The organism is Granulicella aggregans (assembly GCF_014203275.1).
Taxonomy (GTDB): Bacteria; Acidobacteriota; Terriglobia; order Terriglobales; family Acidobacteriaceae; genus Edaphobacter.
Window position 1 is genome coordinate 370,786 of sequence record NZ_JACHIP010000005.1, and the last position, 16,413, is coordinate 387,198.

Below are 16,413 nucleotides of genomic sequence, written 5' to 3' on the forward strand. Positions count from 1 at the left end.
GCATTCATCGGCCATTTACAGTATTAAAGATGGCAAAAACTGCAAAGGTCGATCTGGTCGGCGTCGGTCTCAACGCTACGGACACCGTAATCCCACTATCCAAATACCCCACCCGCGGCTCTAAAGTCGAGTACAGTCACGCCTCCGTCCTTCCAGGCGGCCAGGTCGCCTCCACCGTCGTCGCCTGCCAACGCTGGGGCATGAAGACCCGCTACGTCGGTAAACTCGGCGATGATGTCGCCGCCACCCTCCACCGCGAAGCCTTCGCCCACGCCGGCGTCGAGACGCGCCTTATCACCGTCAACGGCGGCGCAAGCTCACAGTCCCTCATCCTCGTTGACGACGGTGGTGAGCGCACCGTCCTCTGCCGCCGCGACGAACGCATGAATCTGCGGCCAGAAGAGTTGAATCGCGACTGGATCGTCAACGCAGGCGCCCTTCACGTCGACGGCTACGACACCGCCGCCGCCACCGTCGCCGCCCAGTGGGCGCGAGAGGCAGGCGTCCCCGTTATCGCCGACCTCGACGAGACCTACCCCGGTATCGAAGACCTCCTCGCCAACGTGGATTACCTCGTAGCCAGCCGCGACTTCCCCATCCGCCTCATGGGCGAATCGAACCTGGAGTTCGCCTTGCAGCGGATGCAGCGCCGCTTCGGATCCCGCATCACCGCCGCCACCCTCGGCGAAGACGGCGTCCTGGCTTGGGATGGCGAACAGTTCCACCACGCCCCCGCTTTCCGGGTCCCTGTCGTCGACACAACCGGCGCAGGCGACATCTTCCACGCCGGCTTCATCTACGGCATGCTTCAGGATTGGCCCCTGCAGCGCCAGTTGGACTTCGCCTGCGCCGCAGCAGCCCTTAACTGCACCCAGGTCGGCGCACGCGGAGGCATTATGCCCGTCGACGTCATTGAAGAGTTGATGGCAACCGGCCCACGCTACGACAGCGCCTTTTGCATTCAGCTCGCCGACTAAAAAAATGGCGCACTAGGGCAAAGCGGGCCGGTAATTGAATGCTTAGCCGGGATATGATCATTTCAATCCCGACTAGACCTCTGCCGGCCCGACCTAAGTAAGAAGGAGACCCCTCTGTTGATCGCCTCTTCCCTGCCATCACGCCTTTCCGCTGTCGCCGCACTCTCCGCCTCACTCTTCTGCACCTCTCTTCACGCCCAGGCCCCGCTCCAGATCATGCCGCTGCCCGCCCACGCCACGATCGCATCGGGTAGCTTCGCCGTCGCCGGTCCGCTCCCGGTCGTCTTCACCGGCTATAAAGAGCCCCGCCTCGAACGCGCCCGCCAGCGCTTCCTCGCCAACGTCGCCAGCCGCACCGGCGTTCCCCAGTGGGCCACCGCACTGGCCAGCGCCCCCGTCATCACGATCCACACCGGCGGCCCCAGCGCCACGGTCCAGCAGGTCGCCGACGACGAGTCCTATAAGCTTCAGGTCACCCGGTCCGGTATCACCCTTGACGCGCCAACACCGCTAGGCGTGATGCACGGCCTGCAAACTCTCCTCCAGCTCATAGAACTGACTCCCACAGGCTTCACCATCCCTGCGGTCACCATCGATGACGCACCCCGCTTCCCCTGGCGCGGCCTTATGGTCGACTCCGGCCGCCACTTCATCTCACTCGACGTCCTCTACCGCACTCTCGACGGCATGGAAGCCACCAAACTCAACGTCTTTCACTGGCACCTCTCTGAAAACCAGGGCTTCCGCCTCGAGAGCAAGGCCTTCCCACTCCTGACTGAGAAGGGCTCCGACGGCCTCTACTACACGCAGCAACAGGCCAAAGAAGTAATCGCATACGCGCGCGACCGCGGCATCCGCGTCATCCCGGAGTTCGACATGCCCGGCCACGCTACCGCCATGTTCGTCGGCTATCCCGACCTGGCGAGCGGCCCCGGCCCCTACACGATCGAGCGCCAGTGGGGCATCTTCGATCCCGCCATGGACCCCACCCGCGAGTCCACCTACAAGTTTCTCGACAAGTTCTTCGCCGAGATGACCGCCCTCTTCCCCGACGCCTACTTCCACATCGGCGGCGACGAGTGCAACGGCAAAGAGTGGGACCGCAATCCGCGCATCCAGGAGTACATGCGCGCCCATAACCTCAAGGACGACGCGGCCCTCCAGGCCTACTTCACCACCCGCGTCCAGGAGTTAGTCACCAAACACGGCAAGATCCCAATCGGCTGGGATGAAGTCCTCCAGCCCAACACCCCGAAGCAGGTGATGATCCAGTCCTGGCGCGGCCAGGAATCCGTCGCCGACTCCGCCAAGCGCGGCCACAACGTTATCCTCTCGAGCGGCTACTACATCGACCTCAGCGAACCCGCTTCGCAGCACTACGCCGTCGACCCGCTCGGCAAGGCAGCCAGCCTCACCCCCGAAGAGAAGAGCCATATCCTGGGCGGCGAAGCCACTATCTGGAGCGAGATGGTCACCTCCGAGACCATCGAAGGACGCATCTGGCCTCGCACCGCAGCCATCGCGGAGCGCCTCTGGTCGCCGCAGGACGTCACCGACCAGGCATCTATGTATAAGCGCCTCGCAATCGCAGCCCAGACTTTGACCTGGCAAGGTAGCCCGTATCTCGCTACCAGCAGCAATATGATCGACCGCATCGCCAACGGCAAAGACTCCGCCCCACTCCGCGTCCTCGCGAGCGTCGTCGAGCCGCCCAAGGAGTACGCCCGACCAGACCTGAAGCCGTACGATAGCTCCTCGCCCATGAACCTGCTCGTCGACGCGGTCTCCCCAGAGAGCGACACCGCCCGCAACTTCCGTGACCTGGCTGCACGCATCGCCAGTGGCACGGCATCTCCCGCAGAGCACGCTCAGGCCCGCCAATGGCTGATACTGTGGCGCGATAACGATGCAGCTCTTCAACCCACAATCTCGTCGTCGGCACTGGCAGCGGAACTGGCCCCCATCTCTCGCAACCTGCACGACAGCTCAACCATCGGCCTGACAGCCCTCGATGCCATCGAGCAGAAGAAGCCCCTCGCTTCCGCAACCAGCTCCCAGCAACTGGCCGCACTGAAGACCCTCGAAGCCCCACAAGCGGTCCTCCTCAATCAGACTGTCCCCGGCATCGAGGCCCTGGTCACCGCCGCGGGCCACTAACCCAGCGGATAAGCCAACGCCCATCATCACCACGAATCCGGGTGCCCCATCCATGGCTCGCCTTTGGCCATGGGTGGGACATTCGCGCCACGCGCGAACCGCCTTCTCTCCCGCTCCCCCATAAATCCGTCATCCCGAGCGAAGGCCCTCGCAGTCTCGCCGCAGGGGCCGCAGTCGAAGAATCCGCTGCTCCGCCCGCATCACCCACATCGTTCGTAACTTTTCGCCACGCCCCCCAGACTCGTCATCCTTCTCAAAGCGAAGGACCTGCTTTTGCCTTTGTCGTTGCCTGTTCTTCCATCTCAGACGACAGAACCCGATTCCGTTTGACATCCCAACCCATTTCCCTTTATCTACTAATCACGTATTAAAACGTTGCAATAAAGGAATCCAAGCGATTCCTGAGCTTCTGTCACCCTGAATTTTGGCCCGCACTCCATTCCAAATCTCCTGTAGGAGGGTTAGCAGATGATGCTCCCGCGCAAGGCTCCCGTTTACAGCATGGTCGTCTCGCGGCTCTGCGCTCTCGCTCTTCTCTCCGCCGTTCCCGTCCTCCACGCGGCTACCTCCACTCCGCTCAAGCTCGGCTGGACCGTCCAGTCGGACTGCAAGATCCACGGCGACGGCGCTTCTCTTTCACTACCCGGCGCGGACACAAAGGGCTGGTACACCGCGACCATCCCCTCGACCGTGCTCGCCGTGCAGGTCGCAGCGGGCGAGTTCAAAGAACCCTACGTCGGCATGAATCTCCGCAACATCCCCGGCACCTCCTACCCAGTCGGCGAAAACTTCTCCAACATCGATATGGCCGCCGACAGCCCCTACCGCTGCGGCTGGTGGTACCGCAAGTCCTTCGAAGTCCCCGCCACTGGGGCCAATAAAACGAGCTGGCTGCACTTCGCGGGCATCAACTACAAAGCCGACGTCTGGCTCAACGGCATCAAGATCGCCGGCTCCGACGAAGTTCAGGGAGCCTATCGCACCTACGACTTCAACGTCAGCAAAGCCCTTAAGCCCGGCCACGAAAACGTCCTAGCCGTCGAGACTTTTGCTCCCACACCGACCGATCTCGGCATCAACTGGGTCGACTGGAACCCGTGCCCACCCGACAAGGACATGGGCCTTTGGGGAGCCGTCAGCCTGCGCACCAGCGGCCCCGTCGTCGTCCGCTCGCCGCTCGTCACGACGCACTTCCCCGACGCGTCCCTCAAGTCCGCCGAGCTCACCGTACACGCCCAGGTCACCAACGCCACAGACCACGCCATCTCCGGCAAGCTCGAAGGCACCGTCGCTGGCATCGCCATCTCGCAGCCTGTGACCCTCGACCCCAGCCAATCGAAGTCCGTCACCTTTCCCAATCTCACTATCGCAAGCCCGCACGTATGGTGGCCAGCGGACGTGGGCGCTCATCCCCTCGAGAACGCGACCCTACGCTTCGTCATCGACGGCCAGCTCTCCGACGAAAAATCCATCCGCTTCGGCATCCGCGAAGTCGTCTCCGAGCTCACCACCAAAGGCGCACTCCTCTTCAAGATCAACCAGCGCCCCATCCTCATCCGCGGCGCAGGCTGGTCGCCCGACATGATGCTGCGCGACGATAACGAAAAGCTCGCCGCCGAGTTCACCCTCGTCCACGACATGCATCTCAACACCATCCGCCTGGAAGGAAAGCTCGAAACCGAAGAGTTCTTCAACCTTGCCGATGAGCAGGGCGTTATGGTCATGGCCGGCTGGTGCTGCTGCGACCATTGGGAGCACTGGGACAAGTGGGACGCCAACACCCTCAAGGTCGCCACCGCCTCGCTCGACGCACAGATCATGCGCATCCGCAGCCACTCCAGCCTGATCGCCTGGTTCAACGGCAGCGACAATCCGCCGCCCGCCAACGTTGAAACCGCCTACCTCAACGTACTCAAGCAGGATGCGTGGCCCAACGCCATCGTCTCCTCCGCCACCGGTCAGAAGACAGCAGTCACCGGCGAAAGCGGCGTCAAGATGACCGGCCCCTACGACTACGTCGCTCCCTCCTACTGGCTCACCGACACCAGGTACGGCGGAGCCTACGGCTTCAACACCGAAACCAGCCCCGGCCCTGCCATCCCATCGCTCACCAGCATTGCAAAGATGCTTCCGCCCGATCATCGCTGGCCGCAGGACGCCGTCTGGAACTATCACGCCGGCAGCGAGGGCTTCAAAGACATCCGCGTCTTCAACGACGCCATGACTGCCACCTACGGCTCCGCCACCACACCGGAACGTTACAACCTCATCGCGCAGTCCATGGCCTTCGACGGCGAACGCGCCATGTTCGAGGCCTATGGCCGCAACAAGTACACCAAGACCACCGGCGTCGTTCAGTGGATGCTCTCGAACGCCTGGCCCTCCAGCATCTGGCACCTCTACGACTACTACCTGGACGCCGCCGGCGGCTTCTACGGCGCGCGCAAGGCCAACGAGCTTCTCCACATCCAATACTCCTACGACGACCACAGCATCTGGGTTGTGAACAGCCTCTACGAAGCAGCACCGCAGCTCACAGCGACCGCCCGCGTCTACGACCTCGGTCTGAAGGAACTCTTCACTAAGTCGAACACCCTGGACGCTGCATCCGACAGCTCCACCAAGACCATCGACATCCCGCAGGACGTCTTCGCCAATACCTCCGGTACCTACCTGGTCATCCTCGAACTCAAAGACGCCAAAGGCAAGATCGTCAGCACCAACTCCTACTGGGTTCCCGGCAAGCTCACCGAATTCGACTTTGCCAAGACGAATTACACCCACACCCCAGCGAAGACCCCTGAGGACATGACCGCTCTCGCCTCGCTACCCCCCACGAACGTAACCGCGACCGCGCAGAACACCGGCAGCAGCATCCACGTCCGCCTCTCCAACCCGTCGAAGAAGCTGGCCTTCCAACTCTCCGTCGAACTCGAAGACGAGCACGGCAACAAGCTCCCACGCATCACCTGGAACGACAACTACATCGAGCTCTTACCCGGCCACGCTCACGATCTCACCGCCCAGCTTCCCGCCGAAACCCTCAAAGCCCTCGGCATCAAGGACGCCTCAACTCTCAAGGTCAAACTCGAAGGCTGGAACGTAGCCCCAATCACCATCAGCCCTCTAGCCACGGTCAATAAAACTAAGGACTCAGGAACAGGCGAGTAAGAATGGGTGCCCCGCCCATGGCTCGCCTTTGGCCATGGGTGGGATGTACGAACCTCGCCCAGCAGCCCTTCGTTGTACTCTGAATCAATCCCTCACCAAGGACCCACATGCCCAAAGATCAGCACGCGCCCGTAACGCTAAAACGCTCCCTGCGTTACCGCGACCTGATCCTATACGGCATCATCCTCATCCAGCCCACGGCCCCCATGCCGGTCTTCGGCGTCATCTACCAGGAGTCGCGCGGGCACGTCGTTCTCGCCATCCTGCTCGCGCTCGTCGCCATGCTCTTCACCGCCTACAGCTACGGTCGCATGGCCCGAGCCTACCCGACCGGCGGCTCTGCCTTCACCTACGTCGGCCAGGAACTCCACCCCGGCCTCGGCTACATCACCGGTTGGTGCATGGCCATGGACTACATTCTCAACCCGCTCATCTGCACCATCTGGTGCAGCAAAGCCGCGATGAACTTCGTCCCCGGCGTCCCTTACTTCGCCTGGGTGCTGCTCTTCGCCCTCCTCTTCACCGGCCTCAACCTCCGCGGCGTAGAGACCTCCGCTCGCATAAACGCCGCCGTAGCCGCTGGCCTCGGCGTCGTCATCGTCCTCTTCGTCGTAGCCGCGATCCGATACCTCATCCACACCGCGATCGGCTCGCCCGCCTTCTTCCTCGATCCGCTCTACAACAAGGCCACCTTCTCTGCCCCGGCCGTCTATCGCGGCACTTCGATCGCCGTCCTCACCTACATAGGCTTCGACGGCATCTCTACCCTCAGCGACGAGGCCCACGACCCGCAGAAGACCATCCCCCGTGCCATCATCCTCACCTGCCTCATCACCGGCGTTCTCGCGAGCATCGAAGTCTATCTCGCCCAACTTGTTTGGCCGCGCGGCATGGCCTTTCCCGACCTCGACACCGCATACGTCGCCGTAGCTCAACGTGTCGGAGGAGTCTTCCTCTTCGCCATCATGAACGGCGCCCTATTAATCGCCACGGTCGGATCAGGTATGGCGTCGCAACTTGGAGCAGCCCGCCTGCTTTTTGCAATGGGGCAGGATGGCGCTTTACCTCGTAGTTTCTTCGGATCACTCAACCCCGTCCGGCGCATCCCGCAAAACAACGTGCTCCTCATCGGAGCAATCGTATTGGTCGGATCACTCGCGATGAGTTATCAGTTGGGCACAGAGCTTCTGAACTACGGGGCCCTGCTCGCGTTCATGGGAGTCAACGTTGCATCCGCCGTCCTTGCGTGGCGTTCCCGTGAGCCGGCCTTCTGGGTAGCAATCGTTTTCTCGCTCGCCGGATTCATCGTCTGCTTCTTCCTCTGGCTCAACCTTGGACGAACCGCGCTTTGGGCCGGAACCATCTGGGCGTGTCTGGGAATCCTGTTATGGCTGGTCCGTCGCAAGCGGATAGGCTCGCCGTTGGCCACGGAACAGGGATAACAGGTACGCGGCAAAATCGCGCCGAAAGTTCAGCACGAAAGCCACTTGTTATTTAGAAAACTGACTGGCTTGAGTAACTGAGGGTTCCCTTCCACGAAAAATTCCTGCTTCGCTTATCTCTAACTTCCCATTCTCAAGTAATCGTTTCCCGACTGCTTTGAAAATTGTTTTTTACTAGCGGAGATTGTTTCAGAACACAGAAGATCTCAACCTTCCGTCGTTCGTAAACGCTCCCGGGAACCCCCTTGCCCAAAAGTGGTCCGTCCGCCTGCCTCGAAAAAATTCTCTAGAAACAACCCATTGACACCTTCGTGCAAAAGCGTATAGATTTTGCAGCCGAATCAACTGAATCGTTTTTGTAGAGGCCAACCGAAGCCTCGAAGGTCGGAGTTGCTCTTTCCGGCATAGCAGGAAATGCCACGGCAGGCCGAGCTGCGGATCGGCCAGAAGCATAAGCCTGGGCCCACGTACGACGCAACACTTTTTAGGAGGAGTGAACCGTGAATCGAAAGATAAGGCGTTACCTATCCTTGCCAGTCGTTCTTTTGCTGGCCTTTGTAGTTTCTCTAACCTGTTCAGCTCAACAGAACTCAGAAATCAACGGAATCGTCACCGATAAGCAGGGCGCGGTCGTTCCAAATGCGCATCTCATACTCACTCTCCCAAGCACCGGCCTGACCAGGGAGACCGACAGCAACACTTCCGGCTTCTTCACTTTCCCCGGCCTCAATATCGGTACTTACACCCTCAAGGTGACAGCACCAGGCTTCCAAACTTCACTGCAGTCAGGCCTTGAACTGAATATCTCGCAGACCCTGCGTTCGGACATATCGATGATCGTCGGCTCGGTCGACACCACTGTCTCCGTTGAAGCCAGCGCCCTGCAGGTCCAAGCCGACTCGAACGTGGTCAGCACGCTGATCAACTCGGAGCAGTTCTCCGAGATCGCTACCGAAAACCGCAACTTCGCCGCGCTCGTGGCCCTTGGACTTGGCGTCAGCACGACACTGCCCGACAGCAATACGCCGACTTCTGTCGCGTCCAACTTCAACATCAGCGTGAACGGCCTTCGCGAGAGCCATAACATCTGGCTCATCGACGGCGGTGAAGCCGACGACCGTGGCGGCGGAGGCGGCCCCAACATCATGCCCTCGCAGGACGCCATCTCACAGCTTGAGACGCTCTCCAGCAACTATCCTCCGGACTACGGTATCTCCTCCGGCGCGACCATCTCGCTCGGCCTCAAGAGCGGTACCCGCAAGTTCCACGGCTCCATCTGGGAGTTCAACCGCAACGCCGACTACGACGCCAATACCTACTTCAACAAGCAGGGCGGTCAAGCGCGCACCAAGCTCAACTACAACATCTACGGCTTCAACATCGGCGGCCCTCTCTTCGTTCCCAAGACCTACAACACCGGTAAGGAAAAGACCTTCTTCTTCTGGAATGAGGAGTGGCGCAAGATCGTACAGGGCAGCACTCCGAACGCCGTGAACACCTTGCCTGCGGCAGACTTTCCGGTCGCTGGCCAGAATTTGGCGTACGTCGCTCCAGCCTTCGCGCCCACTACCTCAATCATTGTTCCGACCGTAGGCGACGCCGCCTACAACGCCAAGCTGGCGACCCTTGGGCTAGTAGCGGGGCAGCCGTTCCCGAACCAGACCATCCCGGCCGCTTTGCTTGACCCCAACGCCATCCTCTACCTGGCCAGCGGAATCGTTCCGAAGCCCAACCTTGCAAATGGTCAGAACGTCTCCTCGGCCAACCAGCCGATCTACGTTCGCGACGACGTCGTTCGCATCGACCATAAGCTCAACGACAAGTTTCAGATCCTCGGGCACTATCTCGCCGATAAGGTAATCCAGGGCTATGCTTCGCCGATGCTCGGCTGGTCCGGAGCGAGCTATCCCACCATCACCAGCACGCTTACAAACCCCTCCAACAGCGCAGTCGTCAAACTCACCGACACCATCAGCCCGAACCTGCTTGCCGAAGCCAGCTTCAACTACGACGGCAACGTGATCGGCATCACCAATAGCGCCAATTCACAAAACCCCTCAGGTTGGACAGTCAGCCCCTTCTTCGCCAATGGCTCAAAAAACGTTCCCAATATGAATTGGGGATCACCCTACGGGACTCAGGAGAATCCCGGTTCCGCACCCTGGCATAACGCAGCCCGCGACTACTCGCCCAACGGCAGCCTCTACTACGCCGTCGGGAAACATCAGATGAAGTTCGGCCTCGGTTACAACCGCTACACCAAGAACCAGCAGCTATTCGGAGATCCCGGCGGGCAGTTCAAATACGGGACGCTCAGCAATGATTCGTTCGTCGATATGATCCTTGGCCTCGCTTCAACCTACGACCAGGCACAGGCGCTGAACACCAATCACTACGTGAATCAGACGACCTCGGCCTACGTCATGGACAACTGGCACGTTACCCCAACTCTCAGCTTGCAGCTTGGCCTCCGTTATGATGCCTTGCCGCACGCTTACGAACGCGCCAACCAGATCGCCAACTTCGATCCTACGCAATACCTGCAGAGCTCCGCAGCTCAGTTCAACGCTGACGGTACGCTCAATGCTTCCGGCCCTGGCTTTCAGACCGTCGGCGGAACAGCTTTCTACCAGAACGGCATCTATAACGCCGGGACCAACGGATATCCCAAAGGTCTCGTCACCAACGACTACGCAACCCTTCAACCGCGCGTCGGCTTCTCTGACGACATCTTCGGCCACGGAAAGACCATCCTCCGCGGCGGATTCGGCTCCTTCTACGAACGTGTCCAGGGCAACGACATCTACAACACGGCCGCGAACGAGCCTTACTTCAACGATCCGCAGGCTTCCAGCGTCTATCTCTCCAACCCGCACACCAGCTTCGCCACAGGCAACACCGCAGCTTTGCCTAACTTCGCTCAAGGCCTGACATCCCTGGCGCGCACTTACAAAGCGCCCGGCGTTGTTCAGTACAGCCTTGGCGTCCAACAAGAGCTTCAGCCATCACTGATCCTGGTCGTTCAGTATGTCGGAAATCTCGCATGGCACCAGCAGGTGGAGCGCAACATCAACACCTATTCGCTGAACACACCTCTAACCTCAACCCAGGCCGCTCTTGGATCGGTCCACACTCCGGGTAGGGCAGATAACTCGCTCTACAGCCGCGCTAACGCAGGCGATCCGAACAACAAGTCGGGGACCAATCCTGGTGCCAGCTCCATTCCGGTTCCTGACCAGCTTCGCAACTTCGTCGGCTACACGGGAATCACGCAACAGGAGAACAGCACCAATGGCGGCTACAACGGCTTCCAGACTGGCCTGCGCGCCCAGAACAAGCATGGCCTCACCGGTGAGATCGACTACACGTGGTCGCACGAGATCGACATCACCAGCTTCGACGAAGCCACCGTCAGCAACCCCTTCAACCTGAAGTACGACAAGGGGTCGGGCGCAATTGACCGGCGCAACATCCTCAGCATCAACTACGTCTACAAACTGCCCTTCTTCACCAGCCCCAACACCTTCGCACATAGCATCGCCGGTGGCTGGGAAGTCGCTGGAACGTTCATCGCAGAGACCGGAGTCATCATCCAGAACCAGGGCCCTGGCCTGTCGGTGGGCTACGATCCAGTCGGTCTCGGCGGAGGCTACAGCAACCGTCCAAACGTAAATGGCAAGGTCCACTACACGAAGAAGTCGACCCAATGGTTCGACCCAAGCGTCTTCTCCGCTCCAATCCCGGTATGGGCTGGCGGCGTCAACCAGGGCTTTGGTAACGCTCGCAAGGATACCGTTCTCGGCCCTGGCCGCAACAACTTCACAACCTCACTCTACAAAACCTTCGTCATCCATGAGGGCATTGAATTCAAGTTCCGTGCCGAGTCCTTCAACACCTTCAACCACACCCAGTTCAACGGCGTGAGCAACAACTACGGCAACGGAAACTTCGGTGCCATCACCAGCACCTACGACCCGCGTGTCCTTGAGCTTGGCGCATCACTCAAGTTCTAACCACCTCACTCCAACCGAAACAGGCGCGGCAGGTCTCTCTGCCGCGCCTGTTTCTCTTTTGTGCCTTCACACGGTTATCATGAACGCGTCTACAAACCGCCTCTCCTCCTCCATGCGTTCTCTCTTCTGCCTTATCCTCGCCGCAGCTTCACTACAAGCTGTCGCACAGTCCCCGGATCGCGCCGCAGCCATCGCCCTCGAACAACGGGGCCGCACCGTAGAAGCAGAACTAGCGTGGCACTCCATCGCCGCCTCCGATCCCGGCAACGCCGAAGCCTTCGCCCATCTCGGCCTGCTCGCCTCTCGTCAGGAGCACTACGCCGACGCCATCGCCAGCTACAACAAAGCCCTCGTGCTCGCCCCGAATATGCCCGGCCTGCAGATGAACCTCGGCCTCGTGCTCTTCAAGGCAAACCAGTTCCCCGCCGCCATCAAGAACTTCTCCGCGCTGCTCAGTCTCCATCCCGATGCCGCGACCGTCAATCATCTAACTATCCTCCTCGGCATGGCCCACTTCGGCATGGGCGACTATCTCGTTGCGATCCCTTACCTCGAACGCTCCGCCGCCAACGATCCCCAAAGCCTCACCCTCCGTCTCACGCTCGCTCACAGCTGCCTCTGGAGCAAGCAGTACGACTGCGTCCTCTCCGTCTACAAACAAATCCTGGCTCTCAACGCCGACTCCGCTGAAGCCGACATGATCGCTGGCGAAGCGCTCGACGAGAAAGGTGACGACTCCGGCGCCATCGGACAGTTTCGCGCCGCCACCCACGCCAACCCCAGCGAGCCCAATGCACACTTCGGACTTGGCTATCTCCTCTGGAAGCAGCAGCACTTCGACGAAGCCGCTGTCGAATTCGAGGCCGAGCTCAACATCAACCCCACCCAGGGCCAGGCCCGCGCCTACCTCGCCGACTCGCTCGTAGAGATCAATCAGTTCGAGAAGGCCCGCCCCGATCTCGAACAACTTGTCGCTGCTCCGAACTCATCCGCAATGGTCCACCGCGATCTCGGAATCGTCTATGGCGAGACCGGCCACCCCGAAGACGCCATGAAGCAGCTTCAACAAGCCATCCTACTCGACCCCAGCTATGTCTCTGCCCACTGGCGCCTCGCGAAGATCTATCAGGCCACCGGCAACAAGGCCCTCGCCAAATCGGAGTTCGAGATCGTAAGCACCATGAAGCAGCAAAGCAGCCGTCCTCTCACTCAGCAACTGGACACAACTCCATCATCACAGCACCCGTAACTATGGCACCTTCCCCACCTCCGCCTTCACCACTGCAGCCAGCTTCTGCAGCTCCTCCACCTTCTTCACCATCGCCAGCGACAGCGTATCCGGGCCATTCTTCGCCATCTCCGCTTGCACCTCGCGGCTAAGCGCAAGCATCCTGTGTGTATCCGCGATCAGCTTTACACGCTTCGGGTCGAATGATTCAGCCTTCGTGCTCGCATTCGCAGAAGGCTCCGCCTGACTCTGCGCTAGCGCAGCCGGAACTCCGGCCATCAGAATGAGCGTGAGCACTAATGAGCAGATCCACCTTCGCCGCTGCAACGTAGCCCTCATCACTGCGCCTTCATCGCAATGGCGAGATTCTTCGCCAGCGTTTCGATCTTGTTTACGTTCGCGGCAAGCTCCGCCTTCGAGGCATCACCCGCCGGCCCAGAGGCCGCCTTCTCCGCACGCTCCGACAACACCACCAGTTCATTCGCTGCCCACACAATCAGCTGCCTGCGCTTCTCGTTCTGTGCCGCGACCGCCCTCCGCATCGCGGCGGCCGCCGCCGGGTCTTCAGCATGGTTGCGGAGACGCGGATCAATCTCTCGCGGCGTTGGGTCAGGCAGCTTCAGCACCTGCGACGGACTGTTCTGTCCTCGTGCGCCATCCACCAGCAGGCAGTTCATTCCGGCAGCTAAGAGTATCCACTTAAGCAGGCGCTCTCTTCGCATATCCACCTCCAGCATCGCGGACCCGAGTACAGAAGCCATCAAGCCTTACGCAAAGCACCAGGCCATCGCTGCCGCAAATTATAGTCCCGCAGACGCACCCATCTTCGCCATCGGATAGACCTTTATCCAGTGGGTCCTCATCCGGGCGCGCACTGTCTGCCCCGCCGTCTCGGAGGCGATCACCTGCGTCTCCTCCACCGGCATATGGCAGTCGATGCAGTTCTTCTTGATCGCCGCTCCCTGCGTCTTCGCCACCCCGCAACTCTGCCACTGATGGCATGTCAGACATTTCTCCGAGTAAGCAGCCGCCACCTTCTCCGGCTCATGCACGTTGTGGCAGGTCGAGCACGAGAGCGTCGCCGAACCTTGATAGCACTTGCTTCGCTGCAACAGTCCCACCTGGTTTCCATGCACGTCTGGATGCTCCGCCGCCGCCCCGGGCATCGATTCAAAGTAATCTTTCAGCGGCCTCCCCGGCACATACGAGTACGCCGGGAGCAAGGCCCTCCTCTGTATCCCGCCGTGGCAGACCGCGCAGGCATCCACCTGCAGGTCCCGCGTAAACTTCGCCGGATTCAGGATCGCTGCATCGCCTCCATGCGCCGCGCCCGCGGAATACTTCGCCACATGCGCCGACCCGCCGCCATGGCAGCTCTCGCAGGTAATCCCCGTCACCAGGGTCGTCTTCACATACGCATTCGTCATCGCGTCGCTGGATGCCGCCGCGATATAGCTCGCGTGGCACTCCATGCACCCCGGATTCACAGGTCGCGTGAAATCCGCAGTGCCATCCGTGTACCCGGGGCTGTTCACCCATCGCTTGCCATCACTCCAGTAACTCACCGGCAGTTCGAACAGCTTGTCGCCCTGCCAATAGAGATACGTCTGCCCGCGCGCTCCCGACCCAGTCACCACGTCGATGCTCTCGCGGCGCTTGTGTGTCTCCTTCCCCCATCCCGTCACTGCAGTCTGTGAGAAACCCGTGCCGTCCCTCTCCATCTTGAAAAAGAGCGAAGGCAGCTCAGGATTCTTCGCCTCATCATGGATTGTCAGAACATTCTCGCCGCTGCGAAAACTCCCCAGCAGACTTCGGTCGTTCGCCGGTGCAGATGCCGCTCGATGCGCCGTGTGCATGTAGGAGCCGGTCTCACCCGCATGACAGTGCGCGCAAGCCGCATCGCCGACATATCCCGGCCTCGGATCATGCTCCGCACCCTGTCCAGCCAACGAACGCCCCACCGCGAACATGCATACGAAGGCACCCGCTAAGAATCGCGACGCAATCCTCTTTCGGCTCACAATCATCGCGCCCTTGACGCTCTCTCTACGAGCCGAGTCTATGTCCTCTCTAATTGGCAATCCGAGTCCCGGCCCCCGCTCGACCGAGATGACTATACCTCTCGAAAACCCGCCGAACAAGAGGCCATAATCTCGACTTAGCCCTTTCAGAAGCGTCATCTCCACCGGAGCGTAGCGAAATGGAGGGCCCCCGCATTTCGTCTTTGTCTTTCCCGCTTTCATCCCCATTACTGCGCCGCCCACGCCAGCCCATCCGGATCGCCGCCCACATCCACATGCCCCGTCACCTGTAGCGTCTTCAGATCCACCACGGCCACATAGTTGTCCGGTCCGCAAGATACAAAAACACGGTTGCCCACCGGGTCCATCAGTATCCCCGAAGCTCCATGCCCGATCTTCACCCGCTTGAACTCCTTCCGCGAAGCCACGTCGTAGACCACCAGATCCCCGTCACCCAGGCTTGAGATCACCGCACGCTCGCCATCCGGAGTAAACTTCAACCGGTTCGCCCCGAAGGTCTTTGCCGCAATAGTCGCCATCACTTTCTTGCTCGTCAGGTCGATCACAGACAAAGTTCCATCCTGTGCATTCGCGGTCCACAGTTCGGTCCCATCTGGTGTCACGTCGAATCCTTCATCGCCTCTGCCCACCGGGATCACAGTCTCCTTCCAGTCCATCCGCGGCGCGTTCCCTCCCGGAGGCGGACCACCTTGCGACATGCCCGGAGGTGGCTTCATACCTGGGGGTGGCCCCATCGGAGGCAGCGTCACCAGCTCCAGAACGGTCACCGTCGCGGAACTCACATTCGTCGTGTAGATATGTTTCTCGTCCCTCGCAACATAGATCATGTGCGTCCGGTCCTGCCCCGTTCCCATGATCCATTCCACCTGCGCCGTTGAAGGATTGTAGGTCGCAATCGCCTTTGCACCCTCCGCCGTAAACCAAACCTTGTCGTCCGCGAACGCCAACCCATGCGGCCCGTTCAATGCGCCCGTATCGATGTCCGGCAGCGCCTTTTGCCCCACCAAATCAATCACAGACAACGCGTGAAAACGCCCGCCACCATAGATAGACACATACGCCGTCTTGCCATCGTCCGACGCGATCACCTCATGCGGGTCAGGCCCCACCGGTGCCTTCGCCATCACCTGCAACGTATCCGCATCCACGATCGACAGAGTGTGGTCCCGCTTCGAGAGCGCCAGCAGAGACCGCTTCGGTTGAGCTTGCGCAAACGCACCCATCGCAGCCGCAAGCAACGTCACCAAGGCCGCGGCGGCCAGTAATACACGCTTGTCCTCAAGCTGCATCAACCCCTCCGGCTAATCTGGAAACAGCATACAGATTCTTTGACAGACGTAGCCCCGCAACGTCGCTTCCACACATTCAAATGCCGTCGCGTCT

At 60.4% G+C, this 16,413-nt stretch carries 10 protein-coding genes; 6 read left to right on the plus strand and 4 right to left on the minus strand.

The annotated features are described in order from the left end of the window. The first annotated feature begins 29 nt into the window (after window positions 1-29). The 6 genes from HDF16_RS18805 (at window position 30) to HDF16_RS18830 (ending at window position 13,009) form a co-directional block, all read left to right on the plus strand. A complete protein-coding gene (locus tag HDF16_RS18805) occupies window positions 30-977 on the plus strand; it encodes a carbohydrate kinase family protein (protein WP_184220107.1) in 948 nt (315 codons plus the stop codon). 117 nt (window positions 978-1,094) lie between these two features. After that, entirely contained in the window at window positions 1,095-3,134 is a 2,040-nt protein-coding gene (locus HDF16_RS18810) for a beta-N-acetylhexosaminidase (protein WP_246409295.1), read from the plus strand. Between the two features lie 468 nt (window positions 3,135-3,602). After that, a complete protein-coding gene (locus HDF16_RS18815; RefSeq protein WP_246409296.1) occupies window positions 3,603-6,305 on the plus strand; it encodes a glycosyl hydrolase 2 galactose-binding domain-containing protein in 2,703 nt (900 codons plus the stop codon). A 107-nt stretch (window positions 6,306-6,412) separates the two neighbouring features. Next, window positions 6,413-7,747: an APC family permease gene (locus tag HDF16_RS18820; RefSeq protein WP_184220111.1), complete on the plus strand. Its 1,335-nt coding sequence runs from the start codon at window positions 6,413-6,415 to the stop codon at window positions 7,745-7,747. Window positions 7,748-8,247: 500 nt separating this feature from the next. Continuing rightward, window positions 8,248-11,760: a carboxypeptidase regulatory-like domain-containing protein gene (locus HDF16_RS18825; RefSeq protein WP_184220114.1), complete on the plus strand. Its 3,513-nt coding sequence runs from the start codon at window positions 8,248-8,250 to the stop codon at window positions 11,758-11,760. 79 nt (window positions 11,761-11,839) lie between these two features. Next, a complete protein-coding gene (locus tag HDF16_RS18830; protein WP_184220117.1) occupies window positions 11,840-13,009 on the plus strand; it encodes a tetratricopeptide repeat protein in 1,170 nt (389 codons plus the stop codon). Here HDF16_RS18830 and HDF16_RS18835 read toward each other — a convergent pair whose 3' ends face one another. The 4 genes from HDF16_RS18835 to HDF16_RS18850 all read right to left on the minus strand — a co-directional run bounded on the left by HDF16_RS18835 (window position 13,010) and on the right by HDF16_RS18850 (window position 16,319). Continuing rightward, window positions 13,010-13,285, minus strand: coding sequence for a hypothetical protein (locus tag HDF16_RS18835; protein WP_184220120.1), 276 nt, complete (start codon window positions 13,283-13,285; stop codon window positions 13,010-13,012). It abuts the gene before it with no gap. A 41-nt stretch (window positions 13,286-13,326) separates the two neighbouring features. After that, window positions 13,327-13,710 carry a hypothetical protein gene (locus HDF16_RS18840; protein WP_184220123.1) on the minus strand — a complete coding sequence of 128 codons (384 nt, stop codon included), beginning with the start codon at window positions 13,708-13,710 and terminating at the stop codon, window positions 13,327-13,329. A gap of 78 nt (window positions 13,711-13,788) precedes the next feature. Beyond that, a complete protein-coding gene (locus tag HDF16_RS18845; protein ID WP_221312892.1) occupies window positions 13,789-15,015 on the minus strand; it encodes a multiheme c-type cytochrome in 1,227 nt (408 codons plus the stop codon). Between the two features lie 221 nt (window positions 15,016-15,236). Beyond that, the gene (locus tag HDF16_RS18850; protein WP_221312893.1) at window positions 15,237-16,319 is read right to left on the minus strand and encodes a YncE family protein; all 1,083 of its coding nucleotides are present in this window, start codon (window positions 16,317-16,319) and stop codon (window positions 15,237-15,239) included. Between the last annotated feature and the right edge of the window lie 94 nt (window positions 16,320-16,413).

Excerpts from the sequence above, each read along its gene's own strand:
- HDF16_RS18805 (WP_184220107.1), top strand. The coding sequence starts at position 30 with ATGGCAAAAACTGCAAAGGTCGATCTGGTCGGCGTCGGTCTCAACGCT.
- HDF16_RS18815 (WP_246409296.1), top strand. The coding sequence starts at position 3,603 with ATGATGCTCCCGCGCAAGGCTCCCGTTTACAGCATGGTCGTCTCGCGG.
- HDF16_RS18820 (WP_184220111.1), top strand. The coding sequence starts at position 6,413 with ATGCCCAAAGATCAGCACGCGCCCGTAACGCTAAAACGCTCCCTGCGT.
- HDF16_RS18830 (WP_184220117.1), top strand. The coding sequence starts at position 11,840 with ATGAACGCGTCTACAAACCGCCTCTCCTCCTCCATGCGTTCTCTCTTC.
- HDF16_RS18840 (WP_184220123.1), bottom strand. The coding sequence starts at position 13,710 with ATGCGAAGAGAGCGCCTGCTTAAGTGGATACTCTTAGCTGCCGGAATG.
- HDF16_RS18845 (WP_221312892.1), bottom strand. The coding sequence starts at position 15,015 with ATGATTGTGAGCCGAAAGAGGATTGCGTCGCGATTCTTAGCGGGTGCC.
- HDF16_RS18850 (WP_221312893.1), bottom strand. The coding sequence starts at position 16,319 with ATGCAGCTTGAGGACAAGCGTGTATTACTGGCCGCCGCGGCCTTGGTG.